We start from the raw sequence: 14,948 nt of genomic DNA, 5'->3' as shown, positions 1-14,948 counted from the left end.
TCCCGCTAGTTCCGGCGCCGCCGAAGGAGCACACTGGACCGCGTGATCGACGACGAGACCCGCTACCGGGCCGTGGACAGCCGGGACGCCCGCTTCGACGGGGTCTTCTTCACCGCGGTGACGAGCACCGGTATCTACTGCCGCCCCAGCTGCCCGGCCATGACGCCCAAGCGCGTCAACTGCTCCTTCTACCCCACGGCGGCCGCCGCGCAGGGCGCCGGCTTCCGCGCCTGCCGCCGCTGCCGGCCGGACTCGGTGCCCGGCTCGCCCGAATGGAACCACCGGGCCGACCTGGTCGGCCGGGCCGTGCGGCTGATCGGCGACGGTGTGGTGGACCGCGAGGGCGTCGCCGGGCTCGCCGACCGCCTGGGCTACAGCGCGCGCCAGCTCCAGCGCCAGCTGACCGCCGAACTCGGCGCCGGCCCGATTGCCCTCGCCCGCGCCCAACGCGCGCAGGCCGCACGGCTGTTGCTGCAGACGACCGGGCTGCCGGTGACCGAGGTGGCGTTCGCGGCGGGCTTCGCCTCGGTCCGGCAGTTCAACGACACCGTCCGGGCCGTCTACGACCGCACGCCGAGCGGCCTGCGCGAGGAGAGCGGCGGCGGGGTGCGGGCGGTGGCGCCGGTGGGCACGCTGAGCCTGCGGCTGGCCTACCGCGGGCCGATCGACAGCGAGCACCTGATGGACTTCCTGGCGCTGCGTGCGGTGCCGGGCGTCGAGGAGGTCGTCCCGGCGGGCTCAGCTGTACGGACGTACCGGCGGACGCTGGCACTCCCGCACGGGCACGGCATCGCCGAGGTGGACTCGCTGGGCCCCGGCGTCCCGGCGGACCGGGGGTGGCTGGACTGCCGGCTGCAACTGGCCGACCTGCGGGACCTGACCACCGCCGTGCACCGGCTGCGCGCGCTCTTCGACCTCGACGCCGACCCGGAGACGGTGGCCGAGCAGCTGGGCGCGGACCCGGTGCTCGGCTCGGCCGTGGCCCGCCGTCCCGGACTGCGCTCACCCGGGCACGTGGACCCGCACGAGCTGGCGGTGCGCGCGGTGCTCGGCCAGCAGGTCACGGTCGCCGCGGCGCGCACACTGGCCGGCAGGCTCGCGGTGCGCTACGGCGTCCCGCTGCCCGAGCCCAGCGGCGGGCTCAGCCTGCTCTTCCCCACGGCCGAGGCGCTGGCCGGGGCCGACCCGGCCGACCTGGCGATGCCGGCCGCCCGGCAGCAGGCGCTGCGCGGCCTCTGCGCGGCGCTCGCCTACGGGACCGTACGGCTGGACGGCGGCGTGGACCGCGCGCAGGCGGCGGCCGAGCTGCTGGCGCTGCGCGGGATCGGGCCCTGGACGGTCGGCTACCTGCGGATGCGGGCGATGGCCGACCCGGACGTCTTCCTGCCCGGCGACGCCGGGGTGCGGCACGGGCTGCTGCGGCTGGGCCTGGCGGGGGACCCGAAGTCCGCCGAACGGCAGTCGGCCCCCTGGGCGCCGTGGCGGTCGTACGCGGTGCACCACCTGTGGGTGCTGGCGGCCGTCAGCCCTTGATTCCGTCAGCCCCGGCCGTCGGCGCCGACGCGGCCGGTCCGCCGGCGCCGGCCAGTGCCTGGGCGAGCCGGTCCAGGCCGGGCAGGGCGGCCATCACCGCGTCGTGGTCGGCGGCGGAGAGCGTGCCCAGGGCGTTGGCGATGCGCCGTTCGTGGGCCTGCTGCCAGTCCAGCAACTGCTGGTGGCCCGCCGCGGTGAGGGCGATCCGCGCCGTACGGCGGTCGCCCGGGTCGGCCTGGCGGTCCACGAAGCCGGCGTCCAACAGCTTCCCCACCAGCCCGCTGACGGTGTTGGGGGCCAGCCGCTGGCGCGCCGCCAGCTCGCCGACCCGCAGTGGCGCGGCGGCGAGCGTCTGAAGCAGCTCGACCTGGGCCATCGGCAGCGACTCCCACGGGTAGTCCGTGCGGATGCTGCTGCGCAGTGCCCGGCGCAGCCTGGTGACCACGTCGGTCAGCCGCTGGGCGCGCTCGATGGCCAGCGCCTCCTCCAGCCCGGACGTGGTCGCGGGTGGGGCGGGGTGCGCGGAACTCGGCCCGGTCGTACCGGGGTGGGGCTGCGGCGGCATGGGCGACAGCGTAGCGGTTCCTAGCACAAGGCTCTGTCGCCGACCAGATCTGTACGGGAGTACTTCCGGCAACGATTGGATCGGGCACCGAGAAGGGGGCCTGCCCGGTCTGTCGGGCAGGCCCCCTTCTCGGGGTGGGCAGCTCAGGAGAGCGGCTTGGCCCCGCGCTCGGCGAGCATCGTCGTCATCAGCTGGAGCTCCCCGGTCTGCCCGGCCACCATCGACTCGGCCAGGCTCTTCTCGGCGGGGTTCTTCGCGAGCTCGACGTACCCCTGCGCCATCGCGATGCCGCCCGTGTGGTGCTGCATCATCAGCTGGAGGTAGAAGATCTCCGCCGCCTGGCCGCTGAGACCGCGCAGCTGGTCCAGCTGCGCGTTGGTCGCCATGCCGGGCATCAGCGAGCCGTCGTGCGCCTGGTAGGGGGCCATCTGCATCCAGGCCATCGGTGCGGCCGGGGAGCTCTGGGTGAGCCCCCACTGGTCGAGCCAGCCCATCATCATGCCGCGCTGGTTGGCCTGGGTGTTGATGATGTCGAAGGCCAGGTTGCGGACCTCGGCGTTGTCGGTCCGGTCCCGGATGATGAACGACATGTCGATCGCCTGCTGATGGTGCGTCGACATGTCGCGGGCGAACCCGGCCTCGGGCGACGTGGTGGCCGGCGCGGTCACGGCCGTGCCGGAGGCCGCCGAACCGCCCGCGAGCAGCGCCGGGACGCCCAGGCAGAGCGCGATCGCGGCAGCCAGCGCGGCGGGCCACCAGACCGTCCGGCGGCGCCTTCCGTTCGTCTCGTCCGCTTCGTCCGTCATGGCGGCGCTCACTGGGCCGTGCTGCAGGACGCGCCCGGCTCCTGGGTCTGCGGACCCTGGACGTACTTGGTGAAGAACTTCTCCACCCGCGGGTCGCTCGCGCTGTCCACCACGAGCTGGGTGCCCCAGGCCGTCAGCGTGATGGTGCCCGTCTCGGTCGGGTACGGGCTCATCAGCGAGTACGGGGTGCCCTTGACCTTGTCGGAGAGCGTCTTGATGTCGGCCGCGCTGGCCTTGCCGTTGTAGGTGACCCAGACGGCGCCGTGCTCCAGCGAGTGCACCGCGTTCTCGTTCTGCACCGGCTTGTCGTAGACGGTGCCCATGCAGTTCAGCCAGACCGGGTTGTGGTCGCCGCCGACCGGCGGGGTCTGCGGGTAGGTGACCGGCGTGGTCACGTGGTTGCGGGTCAGGTTGCTGTACGTCTTCACGCCCTCGATCGGGGCCTTGGCGGCGGCCGTCTGCGCGGCCTTCTTGTCGGCGGCGTTCTTGACGACGAAGACGCCGGTGCCGACGGCGCCGAGCAGCACCACGCCGGCTATCGAGAACGCGACGATCTTGTTGCGGCGCTCGCGGCGCTCTTCCTCGGCGCGCAGCTGCGCGATCCGCTCGCGGCGGTCGGCGGTCGCCGCCTTGCCGCCGAGTGACTTCTTGTTGGACTGCTTGGAGGCGGAACCCACGGGGATCTTCCTTGTCCCCGCCGAGCGCTCGGCGCGCGGCGGAATGAGGTGAGGCAGGGGAGGAGAGACCGCCGGTCCTCCCGTTCTGCCGAGTCGGGCAGGCGGGAGAGGCGCGGCGGCGGGTTCCGCCTAGGTCCGGTTGACCTGGAGCAGGTGGAGATCGGGGGAGGGCGCCGGGCCGGGGGTGCCGGCCGTCGTCCTGGCCGCGGGCGTCGCCCGGAGCGTGACGAGCTGCGGGAGCGCGGCCGGCACGGGGTGCGGGGGAGCGTTCGGCAGTTGTGCGTCCTGGGTGCTGAACGGGTGGCTGGAGCAGCCGTCGCTCGGGCGCGGAGCCGGGCCGTCGGCCGTGCACAGCGTCATCGGGCGGGACGGCGGCTCGCTCAGCGGTTCGGCGGGCGGCGTCGCGACCGACCGGGACGCGGCCTGCGCGGTGTGCGGTGCGGCGTGCCGGGCGTGCGGTGGGGCCGCCTTGGTGGCGGCCGGCGGCGCGGTCGGCGGGGTGGCGGCGTGCGCGGAGCCCGTACAGGGCAGGCCGACCAGGAAGCCGATCAGCAGCAGGACCCAGAGCGCGCCCGCCGGGCGGCCGACGAATGCGGCGCTCCCCGGGGTCGGTCGCAGAGGTCCTGGCGCGGTCATGCGCACATATTAATGGGCTGAACGGGGGAAGCGGTCCCCCTCCTGGGTCCTCACTTTCGGATTAATCCGCCGCTCGGCATGCCGATTCGTCCCCTGATTCGTGCGTGCCGACCGACCTGACCCGATCGGTGACCTTCGTTCCGAAAGTCCGGACAGCGGCGAACCGCGATGGGCAGAATGACGGAAGGAGCTGTCCCTACCGATCTTCCCGACCCGATGCGACCCCATTCGACACGGTCCGACCCCATTCGATCCGACCAGAGCGACCCGAACGAATCACGGACGAGGAGCCGGCATGACCAACCAGGGTGCGCCCGCGCAACGGCGCCCGGACGACGGATCGCCGGAAGCCGTCCCGTCCGGGGACGGCTGGTGGGGCCAGGTGTACGAGGGACCGGCCGGCAGCCTGCCGGACACCCCGGCGGCGGATGCCGGGGACGTGACGGTGGACGACTGGTTCGACTCGGTGGCCTCGATCGTGGGCCCGGTCGCGCTTGAGCCTGAGCCAGAACCCGAGCCTGAGCCAGAACCCGAGCCTGAGCCAGAACCCGAGCCGGAACCTGAGCCCGAGCCGGCGCCGGTTCTCCCGCCCCCAGCCGCCGCCACCCGTCCGGTGCCCGCGCCCCGCCCGGCGCCGTACGTCGGGGGCCGGCCGCCGACGTATGGCCCCGAGCCCACCGCCGTCCCCGCCGCCCACCCCGAGCGCCTGGCGGCCGTCGTCCCCGACACCGTCCTCGAAGGCGCCCAGTACCCGGGCTTCACGCTGCGCGCCGCCTCGGTCCGCGGCGACTCCGCCCGCTACCGCGGTGAATCCCGCAGCGACGCCCTGCTGGTGACCCGCTTCGGCGAGGGATCCGACGGACTCCTGCTCGCCGTCCTGGCCGGCCGCTCGCGAAGCGCCGCCACCGCCGACCCGGCCGCCGCCGACCCCGCCGGCACCGAAGCGCCGGCCCCGGAGGAGCTCGGCGACACCGTCCGCCAGGCCTGCGCCCAGCTCGCCGAGGCGATCGGCCGCAGCCGCGCCGAGCTGGCCGCCGACCTGCGCGAGGGCGCCCGCGACCGACTCCGCTACGGCCTCCAGCGCCTCACCGTACGGGCGTCCGCCGCACTGCGGGCCGTCGCCGCAGAAGCCGGTTCGCTGCACTGCGTACTCGTTTCGCTCGACCCGGAGTCCAGCCACCGCGCGGCCTTCGGAGTCGGCCCGGGCGGCCTCTACCTGCTGCGCGCCGGCCACTGGATCGACGCCTACGCGGCCCGGCTGCTGCACCACCCGGACGGTCCGGCAGCCGTCCCCGAACCCCGCCCGTTCCGCTTCCGGCTCGTCCCCGCGACGCCCGGCGACATCCTGCTGCTCAGCACCCCGGGGCTTGCGGAGCCGATCGCCGAGGAGCCGGCCGTCGCCCACTTCCTGGCCACCCACTGGGCCCACCCGCACCCGCCGGGCTCCGTCGACTTCCTACGCCAGGTCCAGGTCCGCGCCAAGGGCTACGCCGACGACCGCACGGCCGTCGCCCTCTGGACCGATTAGCCGACCGACTCCCTACCCGATTCGCGCCCTGATTCCCTCTCATGGCGGACTCCTCAGCGGTGATCCAGACTAGTCGACGTTCGCGCCCAGCAGTGCCGCCGCCACCGCCGCCACCCGGGCGGCGGACTCGGCGCGCCGTACGCCGGGCAGGCCGACGGCGAGCGGCACCGAGAACCCGTCCAGCACCGCCCGGAGCTGGACGGCGCGTTCACCGGCCGGGCCGGGGGTGAACTCGCCCGCCGACGAACCGTCCCGGATCAGGGCTTCCAGGTCGGCCTGCCAGGGCGCCTCGATCGCCAGCTGTCCCTGCCGGATCTCCTCGCTCGCGGGGGAGCGGCCCCAGACCTCGACCCAGAGGATCCAGCGCGGATCGCCCGGGCCGTCCGCGAGGTAGAGGTCCGCGTACGCCGTGAACCGCTCCCAGGCGGTGAGCCCCGGCCGGCCGAGCATCGTGCGGCGCCGCTCGCCGAGTTGCTCCTCGCTCCAGCGCAGGGTCTCCAGCAGCAGTTGGTCCTTGCTGCCGAAGTAGTAGAGGAGGTGGCCCGCGCTCATCTGGAGCTGCTTGCCGAGGCCGGCCATCGTCAGCTTGGCCAGGCCGTGCTCGGCGATCGCCGCCATCGCCGCCGCCAGCACCTCCTCGCGGGGCCGCGCCGGGCGTCGTGGGCGGACCTCCGGCATCTTCGGCTCCTCGCGGTTCGTTTCCTGGCGTTCGTTCTCACCCTAAGGCGTCGCGGTGGCCCGCCCGTGCTGCCGACGCCCCGGCCTGGTCAGGAACCGGGGGAGTGAGGGGCGGCGTCCCCGAAGCAGCGGGCGACGCAGGGTCGAGATCGCGACGGGCGCAAAGGAAACCTCGGGGATGACGGTGACGGGAACGGTTACGCGCTACCTCTACCTGGTCCGGCACGGCGAGGCCCTGTCGGACGAGTGCGAGCCGACCGGCGGAGGGCTGACCGAGAACGGCCGCCGCCAGGCCGTCCTGCTCGGCCGCCGGCTGCGGGAGGTGCCCTTCGCCGCAGTCCACCACGGACCGCTGCCGCGCGCGACGCAGACCGCGCGACTGATCGGCGAGCAGCTCGGCGGCGTCCCGCTGCGGGTCTCGGAACTCGCCGGAGACTACGTGCCGTACTGGCCGGAGCGGGACGAACTGCCGCCGGAAGCAGCCGACTTCCTGCTCACGTTCCTGAACTCCTCTGCCGAGGAGCGCTCGTGGGGCCCGGAGCTGGCCCGCCGTGCGGTCGAACGTTTCGCCGGCCCGGCGCAGGCCGCGGAAGGATCGGCGGCGGCCTGCCGCGAACTGGTCGTCACGCACAACTTCCTGGTGGCGTGGCTGGTTCGGCACGCCACCGACGCGCCCGCCTGGCGCTGGCTCGGCCTCAACCACGCCAACGCCGCGCTGACGGTGATCCGTTACGCGCCGGGCCGCCCGTCCTCCGTACTCTGCCTCAACGACACCCGGCACCTGCCGGCCGACCTGCGCTGGACCGGATTCCCGCCTGAACTGCACATCTGAGGAGACGTCAGTTCTACTGCACCGGACCGATGTTCAGCGGCGTGATGCTCAGGCCGGCGCAGTGCTGGGTCTTCCACGGGACGAACAGCGCCGCGGTCTGGCCGGGCGGGTAGACGCGCAGGCCGTCGGCCGGCGACAGGTCGCACTGCGAGGGGCTGTAGCCGCTGATGCCGTTGCTGTCGTGCAGTTGGGCGGTCGCGGTGCCGTGCGGCTTGAGGGTGACCACGGTCTGCGGGTTGCCGGCGCTGCGCGCGGCCGGGTTGCCGGACTGGACGCCGTTGGCCGTCACATAGGAGACGCCCGGGTAGCCGGTGAGCGTGCAGGTGGTGGCGGAGGTGTTGGTGAACACCAGGTCGGCGTAGTACTGGCCTGCACCGACACCGGAGTTGGTCAGCGCCGCGGTGAGCTGGCTGCTACTGCAGGCCGGCGTTCCGCCGCCCTGGGTGACGGGCTGCGCCGGGTGCGTGGTCGGCGCGGGCTTCGAGGAGCTGCTGCCGCTGCCGCTGCCGGTCGCGGCTCCCGCTGACGAGGTCCCCGGGGCGGCCGGGCTCGTCGAGGCCGGGGTCGGCTGCGTGGACGGGGTGGCGCCCGCCGTGGTGGACGAGCCGCCGCCGGACGAGCAGGCCGCCATGGTCAGCGCCGCCGAGGTCAGGACGACGGCCGGCATCATCAGTCGAGCGAGCCTTGAACGCATGGCGGTTTCTCCTCCGTCGAGCCGATCCCAGCACCGGATCCATCCACTCTCTGTGATCCCCGCTGCTGCGGACCCTACTCGCCCAACCAACCCTGCCAGGGCAGTCGTTACACGGCTACAGCAGAACCGGGGCGGGACCGGGACACGTCTGGTAGGGCAGCTCCGAGGTGACCTCCACCCGCCGGCTCGCACACTACCCGCCGCACGCTCGACCAATGGGATGACACCGGCGGACACCGGCTGGAGAAGTACTACGACGCGGTGCCCCGCCGCGCCGCCCAGGCCGAGGAATTCGGCCCGCCGGCGCTCTTCGTCCGGGAGGGCGCGGGTCGGCCGTTCTACGCCCGTCCCACCCCCCGGCTGGACGGGACTGGTGACCGCCGCCGACGTGGCCGCGGTCCGGGCCCGGCAGCGCGAGCTCAGGATCCCGGAAGCCTTCGAGTGGGTCGCCGAGACCACGCCCGCCCTGCGCGCCGCCGTCGGCGCGGTCGGCACGCTGCCCGCTGCCCGCCGCCCGCCGCCCGCCGAGTAGCCCCGCTCGCTGCCCTCCTACTCCCGCTCCTACTCCCGCTCCCGGCGCGCCTCCGCAGCCGCCTCGGCGATCCCGGCCTCGTGCCCCGCCGCATAGACGCGCCGCACGAAGTCGGCCGCCTGCTCCTGCGTCAGGTCCTGGGTGAGGCGCATCAACTCGTCCGTCCACCTGATCAGCCAGTGCTGTGCCATACCCCCATCACAACCCGGCGGACCGCCCCCCGCCCGCCGGGTTCGGCCACTCAGGCGGCCCTGTCAGCAGCACCCCCTACCGTGGCGCGCACAGCACGGGACAGCGGAGGGAACACCACCATGGGCACCTGGGGCAGCGGCAACTTCGACGACGACACGGCCGCGGACCACCTGTCGATCGTCACCGACCGGCTGATCGCCGAGGTCGCGGAGGCGATGGCCGGCGACCCCGTCCGCATCGAGGCCGACGAGTACTGGGGAGTCGCGGTGCCGTGCAACCTGGAGCTGCTGTACCTCCTCAACCAGCAGGGCTACGTCGGCGCCGAGCTCCCGAAAGCGGACGTGATCGAAGGCTGGAAGGCGAGCTACCTGCCGATCTGGGAACGCAGCATCGACGAACTCGACCCCAAGCCCGAGCACCGAACCGCCCGCCGCGAGATCCTGGTCCGCACCTTCGACCAACTCACCACCCTGGCCCGCGCCCGGCACCGGTGATCGAACTTCCCGAGCACATCCCCCCTCCTCGCCCGCACCCTGGCCGCTTCCCCGCCAAGCAGGGCCCGGGTCCCCAACCCGACCTGACCCCTCGGGCATTTGACCCTCACACTGTGGGAGACCTTGTACTGGAGGAGTCATGTTCACCATCGGAGACTTCGCCGCCTACGGCCAGGTTTCGGTCCGAATGTTGCGTCACTACGACGCACTCGGTCTGCTGCCGCCTGCCCAGGTGGACCCGTCCAGTGGCTACCGCTACTACGACGCGGCCCAGTTGTCGCGGCTCAACCGGATCATCGCGCTCAAGGACCTCGGCCTCAGCCTGCAGCAAGTGGGCGAGGTACTGGACGCGAAGATCGACACCGAGCAGCTGCGCGGCATGCTGCGGCTGCGGCGGGCCGAGTTGGCCGACGTCGCCGCGCAGACCGCGGATCGGCTGGCACGGGTCGAGCGAAGGCTCCGCATCATCGAAAGTGAGGGCGCCATGCCCACCGACGAGGTCGTACTCAAGTCCCTGCCCGCTATCCGGGTGGCCGTGCTCTCGGCCACCGCCGAGAGCTTCGACCCCCGACACATCGGGCCGGTCATCCAGCCGCTCTACCAGCAGCTGCACGCCCAACTGGAGGCGGCCGGCGTCGCCGTAACCGGCCCGGACCTCGCCTGGTACGAACCTGTCGGGGACGGTGACGGCGAGGACTCGGGCTCGAACACGATCACGCTCCACGCGGGCGCGTCGGTGTCCGTCGATCCGAGCGCGGCCGACACCAGCTCCGCGCAGAACTTCGCGATCATCGACCTGCCCGCCGTCGAACAGGCGGCGACCATCGTCCACCGGGGTTCCATGGGCGCGGTGCTGCCCACCGTCCAGACCCTCGCACGTTGGATCGAGTCCTCCGGGCTCCGGGCCGCCGCCTTGGGGCGGGAGCTCTACCTGGAGTCCTGCGGCCCGCAGGACTCCTGGGTGACCGAGATCCAGGTGCCGCTGGAGGCCGTCGCGTCTTGATCCTCCTCGCCGTCGCGGCTCAACCCGCCGCGACGGCGGCGACGACGCGGAACCGGCAGAGCTTGTTGTCCGGATCTGGGAAGTCGGCCGGTCCGACGTTTCGGCAGAGTGTCACGGCGGCGGTCGCACTGGAGAGTGACCAGGTCAGCGGGGAACCTGGGGACATCACCGCAGCACTTCCGGGTGGCGCTGGCCGAGTGGGCGGCGGGCAGTGCCCGGTACGCGCCCGCCGCCCGGTTCGACCTTCAGCGGATCAGGCCTTCGGCTGCTGCTGGGTGATGCAGTGGATGCCGCCCCCGTTGGCGAAGATCTCGCGGGCGTCGACGAGTTCGACGGTGCGGTCGGGGAAGGCCTCGGCGAGGATGGCGGCGGCTTCCTCGTCGCGCGGGTCGTCGAAGGCGCAGAGGATGACGGCGCCGTTGGCGACGTAGTGGTTGATGTAGGAGTAGTCGACCGGTTCGCCGTCCTCGTCGTGCAGGACGGTGGGGGCGGGGACCTCGATGACCTGGAGGCGGCGGCCGGCAGCGTCGGTGGAGGCACGCAGGATGGCGACCAGTTCCTGGCAGACGGCGTGGTCGGGGTGGGAGGGGTCGGGCTGGACGTGGGCCAGGACGACGCCGGGGCGGACGAAGGAGGCGACGATGTCGATGTGGCCGCGGGTGCCGAACTCGTCGTAGTCGCGGGTCAGTCCGCGCGGGAGCCAGATCGCCTTGGTGGTGCCGAGGTGGGCGTGGAGTTCGGCCTCGACCTGCTCCTTCGTCCAGTCGGAGTTGCGGCCCTCGCCCAACTGGACGGTCTCGGTGAGCAGTACGGTGCCCTCGCCGTCGACGTGGATGCCGCCGCCCTCGTTGATCAGGCGGGAGGCGAAGCGCTGCACGCCGGTCAGGCCGGTGATCGCCTCGGCGATGTGCTGGTCGTTCTCCCAGCTGGCCCAGGACTGCGCGCCCCAGCCGTTGAACACCCAGTCGGCGGCGGCGAGTTGTCCGTCGGGGTCGGTGAGGAAGGTGGGGCCGATGTCGCGCATCCAGGCGTCGTCCAGCGGGCGTTCGACGAGCTCGATCTCCGCCGAGACGTAACCGCGCACCGCGTCGGACTCGCCGATGTTGACGATCATCGTGACCGGCTCGTAGCGGACGATCGTGTTGGCCACCTTCGCCCAGGCGAGCCGCGCGGCGTGCAGGTGCTCGGGGCTGTCGAAGGTCTGGTTGTCGGTGGGGAAGGCCATCCAGGTGCGCTCGTGCGGGTGCCATTCGGCGGGCATCGAGTAGCCGAGCGAGGCGGGGGTGGCGGGGGTGGTCATGGGGTGGAAGTCCTCAGGTCTGGGGGGAGGGAGAGGCGGGTCAGAGGAAGTACAGGCGGCTGAGCGAGACGCTCTCGGCGGGCTCCGAGCGGATCGGCGTGCCGTCCAGGGAGACCAGTCCGGTGGCCGCCTCCACCTTCACGTCGCCGGTGCGGGCGTTGCGCACCATGTCGCGCGGGCCGATGCCGCGGGTGCCGCGTACGCCCACCCGCCGTCGCCGGGTGGGGAGTTGGTCGCCGGCCTGGTCCAGGTACGAGGCGCCGGCGGCGGCCTGCGAGACGAACGCCACCGACAGGTCGGCGGCGGTGGCGCCGTGGGCGCCGAACTGCGGTCCCAGGACCAGGGGTTCGCACCGGTCGGTGGAGGCGTTCGGGTCGCCGACGACTCCGTAGGCCGGGAAGCCGGCCTTGAGCACCAACTGCGGCTTGGCACCGAAGTGGTCGGGTCGCCAGAGCACGATGTCGGCGAGTTTGCCGACCTCGATCGAGCCGACCTCGTGCGAAAGCCCGTGCGCGATGGCCGGGTTGATGGTGAGCTTGGCGATGTAGCGCAGCACGCGCTCGTTGTCGTCGCCGCTCTCGGTGGTGCCGTAGGAGCCGGTGCCGTCCAGCGGGCCGAGTTCGGCCTTCATCTTGCCGGCCATCGCGAAGGTGCGGCGGACGGTCTCGCCGGCCCGGCCCATGCCCTGGGCGTCGGAGGAGGTGATGCCGATCATGCCGAGGTCGTGCAGGACGCCCTCGGCGCCCATCGTGCCGGCCCGGATCCGGTCGCGGGCCATCGCCGCGTCGCCGGGCAGGTCGAGCTTGAGGTCGTGCGCCGACACGATCATGCCGGAGGCCTCGGCGAGCGCGTCGCGGCCGAACGGCAGGGTGGGGTTGGTGGAGGAGCCGATGACGTTGGCGACGCCGGCCATCTTGAGCACGTTGGGGACGTGTCCGCCGCCGCAGCCCTCGATGTGGAAGGCGTGGATGGTGCGGCCCTCCAGGACGGAGAGGGTGTCCTCGACGGAGAGGCACTCGTTCAACCCGTCGGTGTGCAGGGCGACTTGGACGTCGTACTCCTCGGCGACCCGCAGTGCGGTGTCGAGAGCCCGGGTGTGCGCGCCCATGTCCTCGTGCACCTTGAAGCCGGAGGCGCCGCCCTCGGCCAGTGCCTCCACCAGCGGGCCGGGGTCGGAGGACGAACCGCGGCCCAGGAAGCCGATGTTGACCGGCCAGGCGTCGAAGGCGTTGAACGCGTGCCGCAGCGCCCAGGGCGAGTTGACGCCGACACCCCAGACCGGGCCGAACTCCTGGCCGATGATGGTGGTGACGCCGGAGGCGAGCGAGGCCTCCATGATCCGCGGCGAGAGCAGGTGGACGTGGGTGTCGATCGAGCCCGCGGTGGCGATCAGGCCCTCGCCGGAGACGATCGTGGTGCCGGTGCCGACCACCACGTCCACGCCGTCCAGGGTGTCCGGGTTGCCGGCCCGCCCGATCGAGGCGATCCGGCCGTCGATCAGGCCGATCGAGGTCTTCCGGATGCCCTGGATCGCGTCGATCACCAGCACGTTGCTGATCACCACGTCGCAGGTGTCGCGCACGGCGGCGGCCTTGAGCGCCATGCCGTCGCGGGCGGTCTTGCCGAAGCCGGCCAGGAACTCGTCGCCGGGCGCCTGGGAGTCGGACTCGACGCGGACGATCAGGCCGGAGTCGCCGAGCCGCACCCGGTCGCCGGCCCGCGGGCCGTGGACGGAGATGTAGTCGTGCGGGCCGATGGCGGTCATTCCGCGACCTCCGGGTTGTCGAAGCTGGTCAGGTAGCCGGTCGCGCGGGCCTTCTCCAGGGCCGCCTCCCGGGCGCCGGGCGCGTCCAGCGGGCCGTCCACCAGGCCGGCGAAGCCGATCGCGACGCGGGCGCCGCCGATCGGGACGAGTCCGACCTCGACCACCGCGCCGGGGTCGAAGCGGACGGACGAACCGGCCGGGACGGCGAGGCGGGTGCCGTAGGCGGCCGCGCGGTCGAAGGCGAGCCGGGGGTTGGACTCGAAGAAGTGGAAGTGCGAGGTGACCGAGATCGGCACCGCCGAGGTGTTGTGGACGGAGAGGACCACGGTCTCCTCGGTCGGGTCGTAGCCCGCGCCGGTGCCGGGCAGGGCCGCACCCGGACCGCCGTCGCCGAGTGAACCGGCGCCGCGGAAGGGGTCGTTGACCACGGCGAGCCGGGTGCCGTCGTCGAACACGGCCTCGACCTGGATGACGGTGACCACGTCGGGCACGCCGGGCAGCACGTCGTCGGCGCTCAGCACGCTGCGGCCGGCCTCGATCGCCTCGGCCAGTCGGCGGCCGTCACGGGCGGCCTCGCAGACGGTGTCCGCGATCAGCGCGGTGGCCTCGGGGACGTTCAGCCGGACGCCCCGGGCGCGGCGGGCGCGGGCCAGCTCGGCGGCTGTGAAGATCAGCAGCCGGTCCCGTTCGGTGGGGGTGAGTCGCACGGTGCCTCGCTCGCGGTCGCCACGGGTGGGGGAGGGAAGTCGGAAGGAAGTTAGAACGGCGTTCAAACATCTGCTGGCCATTGAACCTGGATCGGCTCGCGGTGTCCAGCCTTGCCCGGGTTGCGGAGTTCTGCGCGTTGGGGTGACCGGTGCGAGTGTCACTCGTTTGCCCAGGTGAGTGGTGAGGAGAGCGCGATGGTGAGTCGGCGTGCGGTGCTGGGTGCCGGGGCGCTGGGGGTGCTGCCCGCAGCCCGCCGCGGCGATGTGCCGGCGCCCCGGGTCGCCGAGGCGGGACGGCCCGGCAGCGCGGGGGAGGCGCTGCGCCGGCTGCGCGACGGCAACGGGAACTGGGTGGGCAACCGGGTCCGGCATCCGGATGCCTCGCTGCCGCGCCGCCAGGATCTGGCCGGCGGGCAGGCGCCGTTCGCCGTGGTCTTCTCCTGCATCGACTCGCGGGTCCCGCCCGAGCTGGTCTTCGACCAGGGGCTCGGCGACCTGCTGGTGGTCCGCACCGCCGCGCACACGCTGGACCGGCTGGTCGCCGGCAGCCTGGAGTACGGCCCCGCCGAGCTGGCCACCCCGCTGCTGGTGGTGCTCGGCCACCAGCGCTGCGGCGCCGTCACCGCCGCCGTCCAGGCGTTCCGAACCGGCGAGCCGCTGCCGGGGCACCTCGCGGACGTGGCCGAGGATCTGCGGGCGCCGTACGAGGCGGTCGCGTACGAGGCGGCCCCGCAGGAGCTGGTGGAGGCGGTGGTCCGCGAGCAGACCCGGCAGGTGGCGGCCCGGCTGCGGGCCGACCGGCTGCTGGCGCCGCTGGTCGCGCAGGGGCGGCTGCTGGTGCAGGGCGCGTACTACTCGCTCGACACCGGGGCGGTCGGCTTCGCCGACTGACCACCTCTGCGGAAGGACACGGCACTGTTGCGATGTTCGATGACCGGGACCGACCATAGAGGCAGCGGTCGGCGCGCTGCGGGGGGAGTCCGGGCGGCGGACCGGTCGAGGGCGG

17 protein-coding genes are annotated in these 14,948 nt (G+C 73.1%); 7 read left to right on the top strand and 10 right to left on the bottom strand.

Annotation, left to right across the window (positions count from 1 at the left end; all coding sequences use genetic code 11):
- Positions 1-42: 42 nt before the first annotated feature.
- Entirely contained in the window at positions 43-1,533 is a 1,491-nt protein-coding gene (locus P3T37_RS09245; RefSeq protein WP_280722995.1) for an AlkA N-terminal domain-containing protein, read from the top strand.
- On the opposite strand, the gene P3T37_RS09240 is transcribed toward P3T37_RS09245, so the two are convergent.
- The 4 genes from P3T37_RS09240 to P3T37_RS09225 form a co-directional block, all read right to left on the bottom strand.
- Positions 1,523-2,098 carry a MarR family transcriptional regulator gene (locus P3T37_RS09240; protein ID WP_280722994.1) on the bottom strand — a complete coding sequence of 192 codons (576 nt, stop codon included), beginning with the start codon at positions 2,096-2,098 and terminating at the stop codon, positions 1,523-1,525. The genes P3T37_RS09245 and P3T37_RS09240 overlap by 11 nt on opposite strands.
- 143 nt (positions 2,099-2,241) lie before the next feature.
- On the bottom strand, positions 2,242-2,904 hold the full coding sequence (locus tag P3T37_RS09235; protein WP_280722993.1) for a DUF305 domain-containing protein: 663 nt from the start codon (positions 2,902-2,904) through the stop codon (positions 2,242-2,244).
- Between the two features lie 8 nt (positions 2,905-2,912).
- Positions 2,913-3,581 (bottom strand): DUF3105 domain-containing protein, encoded by a 669-nt coding sequence (locus P3T37_RS09230; RefSeq protein WP_280722992.1) that lies wholly within the window; start codon positions 3,579-3,581, stop codon positions 2,913-2,915.
- Between the two features lie 129 nt (positions 3,582-3,710).
- Positions 3,711-4,217 carry a hypothetical protein gene (locus P3T37_RS09225; protein ID WP_280722991.1) on the bottom strand — a complete coding sequence of 169 codons (507 nt, stop codon included), beginning with the start codon at positions 4,215-4,217 and terminating at the stop codon, positions 3,711-3,713.
- A 295-nt stretch (positions 4,218-4,512) separates the two neighbouring features.
- On the opposite strand from P3T37_RS09225, the gene P3T37_RS09220 reads away from it, so the two are divergent.
- A complete protein-coding gene (locus P3T37_RS09220; protein WP_280722990.1) occupies positions 4,513-5,745 on the top strand; it encodes a protein phosphatase 2C domain-containing protein in 1,233 nt (410 codons plus the stop codon).
- 69 nt (positions 5,746-5,814) lie between these two features.
- Here the strand turns inward: P3T37_RS09220 and P3T37_RS09215 are convergent, their stop codons facing one another.
- Complete coding sequence (locus P3T37_RS09215; protein ID WP_280722989.1) at positions 5,815-6,423, bottom strand: TetR/AcrR family transcriptional regulator; 609 nt, start codon at positions 6,421-6,423, stop codon at positions 5,815-5,817.
- A 184-nt stretch (positions 6,424-6,607) separates the two neighbouring features.
- Between P3T37_RS09215 and P3T37_RS09210 the strand changes: the two genes are divergently transcribed.
- Entirely contained in the window at positions 6,608-7,255 is a 648-nt protein-coding gene (locus P3T37_RS09210) for a histidine phosphatase family protein (protein ID WP_280723147.1), read from the top strand.
- A gap of 13 nt (positions 7,256-7,268) precedes the next feature.
- Here the strand turns inward: P3T37_RS09210 and P3T37_RS09205 are convergent, their stop codons facing one another.
- Complete coding sequence (locus P3T37_RS09205) at positions 7,269-7,949, bottom strand: DUF4232 domain-containing protein (protein ID WP_280722988.1); 681 nt, start codon at positions 7,947-7,949, stop codon at positions 7,269-7,271.
- A gap of 373 nt (positions 7,950-8,322) precedes the next feature.
- On the opposite strand from P3T37_RS09205, the gene P3T37_RS09200 reads away from it, so the two are divergent.
- On the top strand, positions 8,323-8,481 hold the full coding sequence (locus tag P3T37_RS09200; protein WP_280722987.1) for a hypothetical protein: 159 nt from the start codon (positions 8,323-8,325) through the stop codon (positions 8,479-8,481).
- Positions 8,482-8,510: 29 nt separating this feature from the next.
- Here the strand turns inward: P3T37_RS09200 and P3T37_RS09195 are convergent, their stop codons facing one another.
- Positions 8,511-8,672: a hypothetical protein gene (locus P3T37_RS09195; RefSeq protein ID WP_280722986.1), complete on the bottom strand. Its 162-nt coding sequence runs from the start codon at positions 8,670-8,672 to the stop codon at positions 8,511-8,513.
- Positions 8,673-8,792: 120 nt separating this feature from the next.
- Between P3T37_RS09195 and P3T37_RS09190 the strand changes: the two genes are divergently transcribed.
- Entirely contained in the window at positions 8,793-9,167 is a 375-nt protein-coding gene (locus tag P3T37_RS09190) for a DUF4259 domain-containing protein (RefSeq protein WP_280722985.1), read from the top strand.
- Positions 9,168-9,306: 139 nt separating this feature from the next.
- Complete coding sequence (locus P3T37_RS09185; RefSeq protein ID WP_280722984.1) at positions 9,307-10,170, top strand: MerR family transcriptional regulator; 864 nt, start codon at positions 9,307-9,309, stop codon at positions 10,168-10,170.
- A gap of 253 nt (positions 10,171-10,423) precedes the next feature.
- Here the strand turns inward: P3T37_RS09185 and P3T37_RS09180 are convergent, their stop codons facing one another.
- From P3T37_RS09180 to P3T37_RS09170, 3 genes are read right to left on the bottom strand one after another with little or no spacing between them, the layout of a single operon-like run.
- On the bottom strand, positions 10,424-11,470 hold the full coding sequence (locus tag P3T37_RS09180) for an agmatine deiminase family protein (protein WP_280722983.1): 1,047 nt from the start codon (positions 11,468-11,470) through the stop codon (positions 10,424-10,426).
- A 40-nt stretch (positions 11,471-11,510) separates the two neighbouring features.
- Positions 11,511-13,235, bottom strand: a complete 1,725-nt coding sequence (locus P3T37_RS09175) for an urease subunit alpha (RefSeq protein ID WP_280722982.1) — start codon at positions 13,233-13,235, stop codon at positions 11,511-11,513.
- Positions 13,232-13,942, bottom strand: a complete 711-nt coding sequence (locus P3T37_RS09170; RefSeq protein WP_280722981.1) for an urease subunit gamma — start codon at positions 13,940-13,942, stop codon at positions 13,232-13,234. The genes P3T37_RS09175 and P3T37_RS09170 overlap by 4 nt, the downstream gene beginning before the upstream one ends.
- A gap of 195 nt (positions 13,943-14,137) precedes the next feature.
- Here P3T37_RS09170 and P3T37_RS09165 point away from each other — a divergent pair, with 195 nt between their 5' ends.
- Positions 14,138-14,833, top strand: a complete 696-nt coding sequence (locus P3T37_RS09165) for a carbonic anhydrase (protein ID WP_280722980.1) — start codon at positions 14,138-14,140, stop codon at positions 14,831-14,833.
- The last annotated feature ends 115 nt before the right edge of the window (positions 14,834-14,948 follow it).

The sequence above is a fragment of the Kitasatospora sp. MAA4 genome, assembly GCF_029893355.1.
Taxonomy (GTDB): Bacteria; Actinomycetota; Actinomycetes; order Streptomycetales; family Streptomycetaceae; genus Kitasatospora.
The sequence above is the reverse complement of the archived record's forward strand: the minus strand, read 5'-3'. Positions and strand labels throughout refer to the sequence as shown.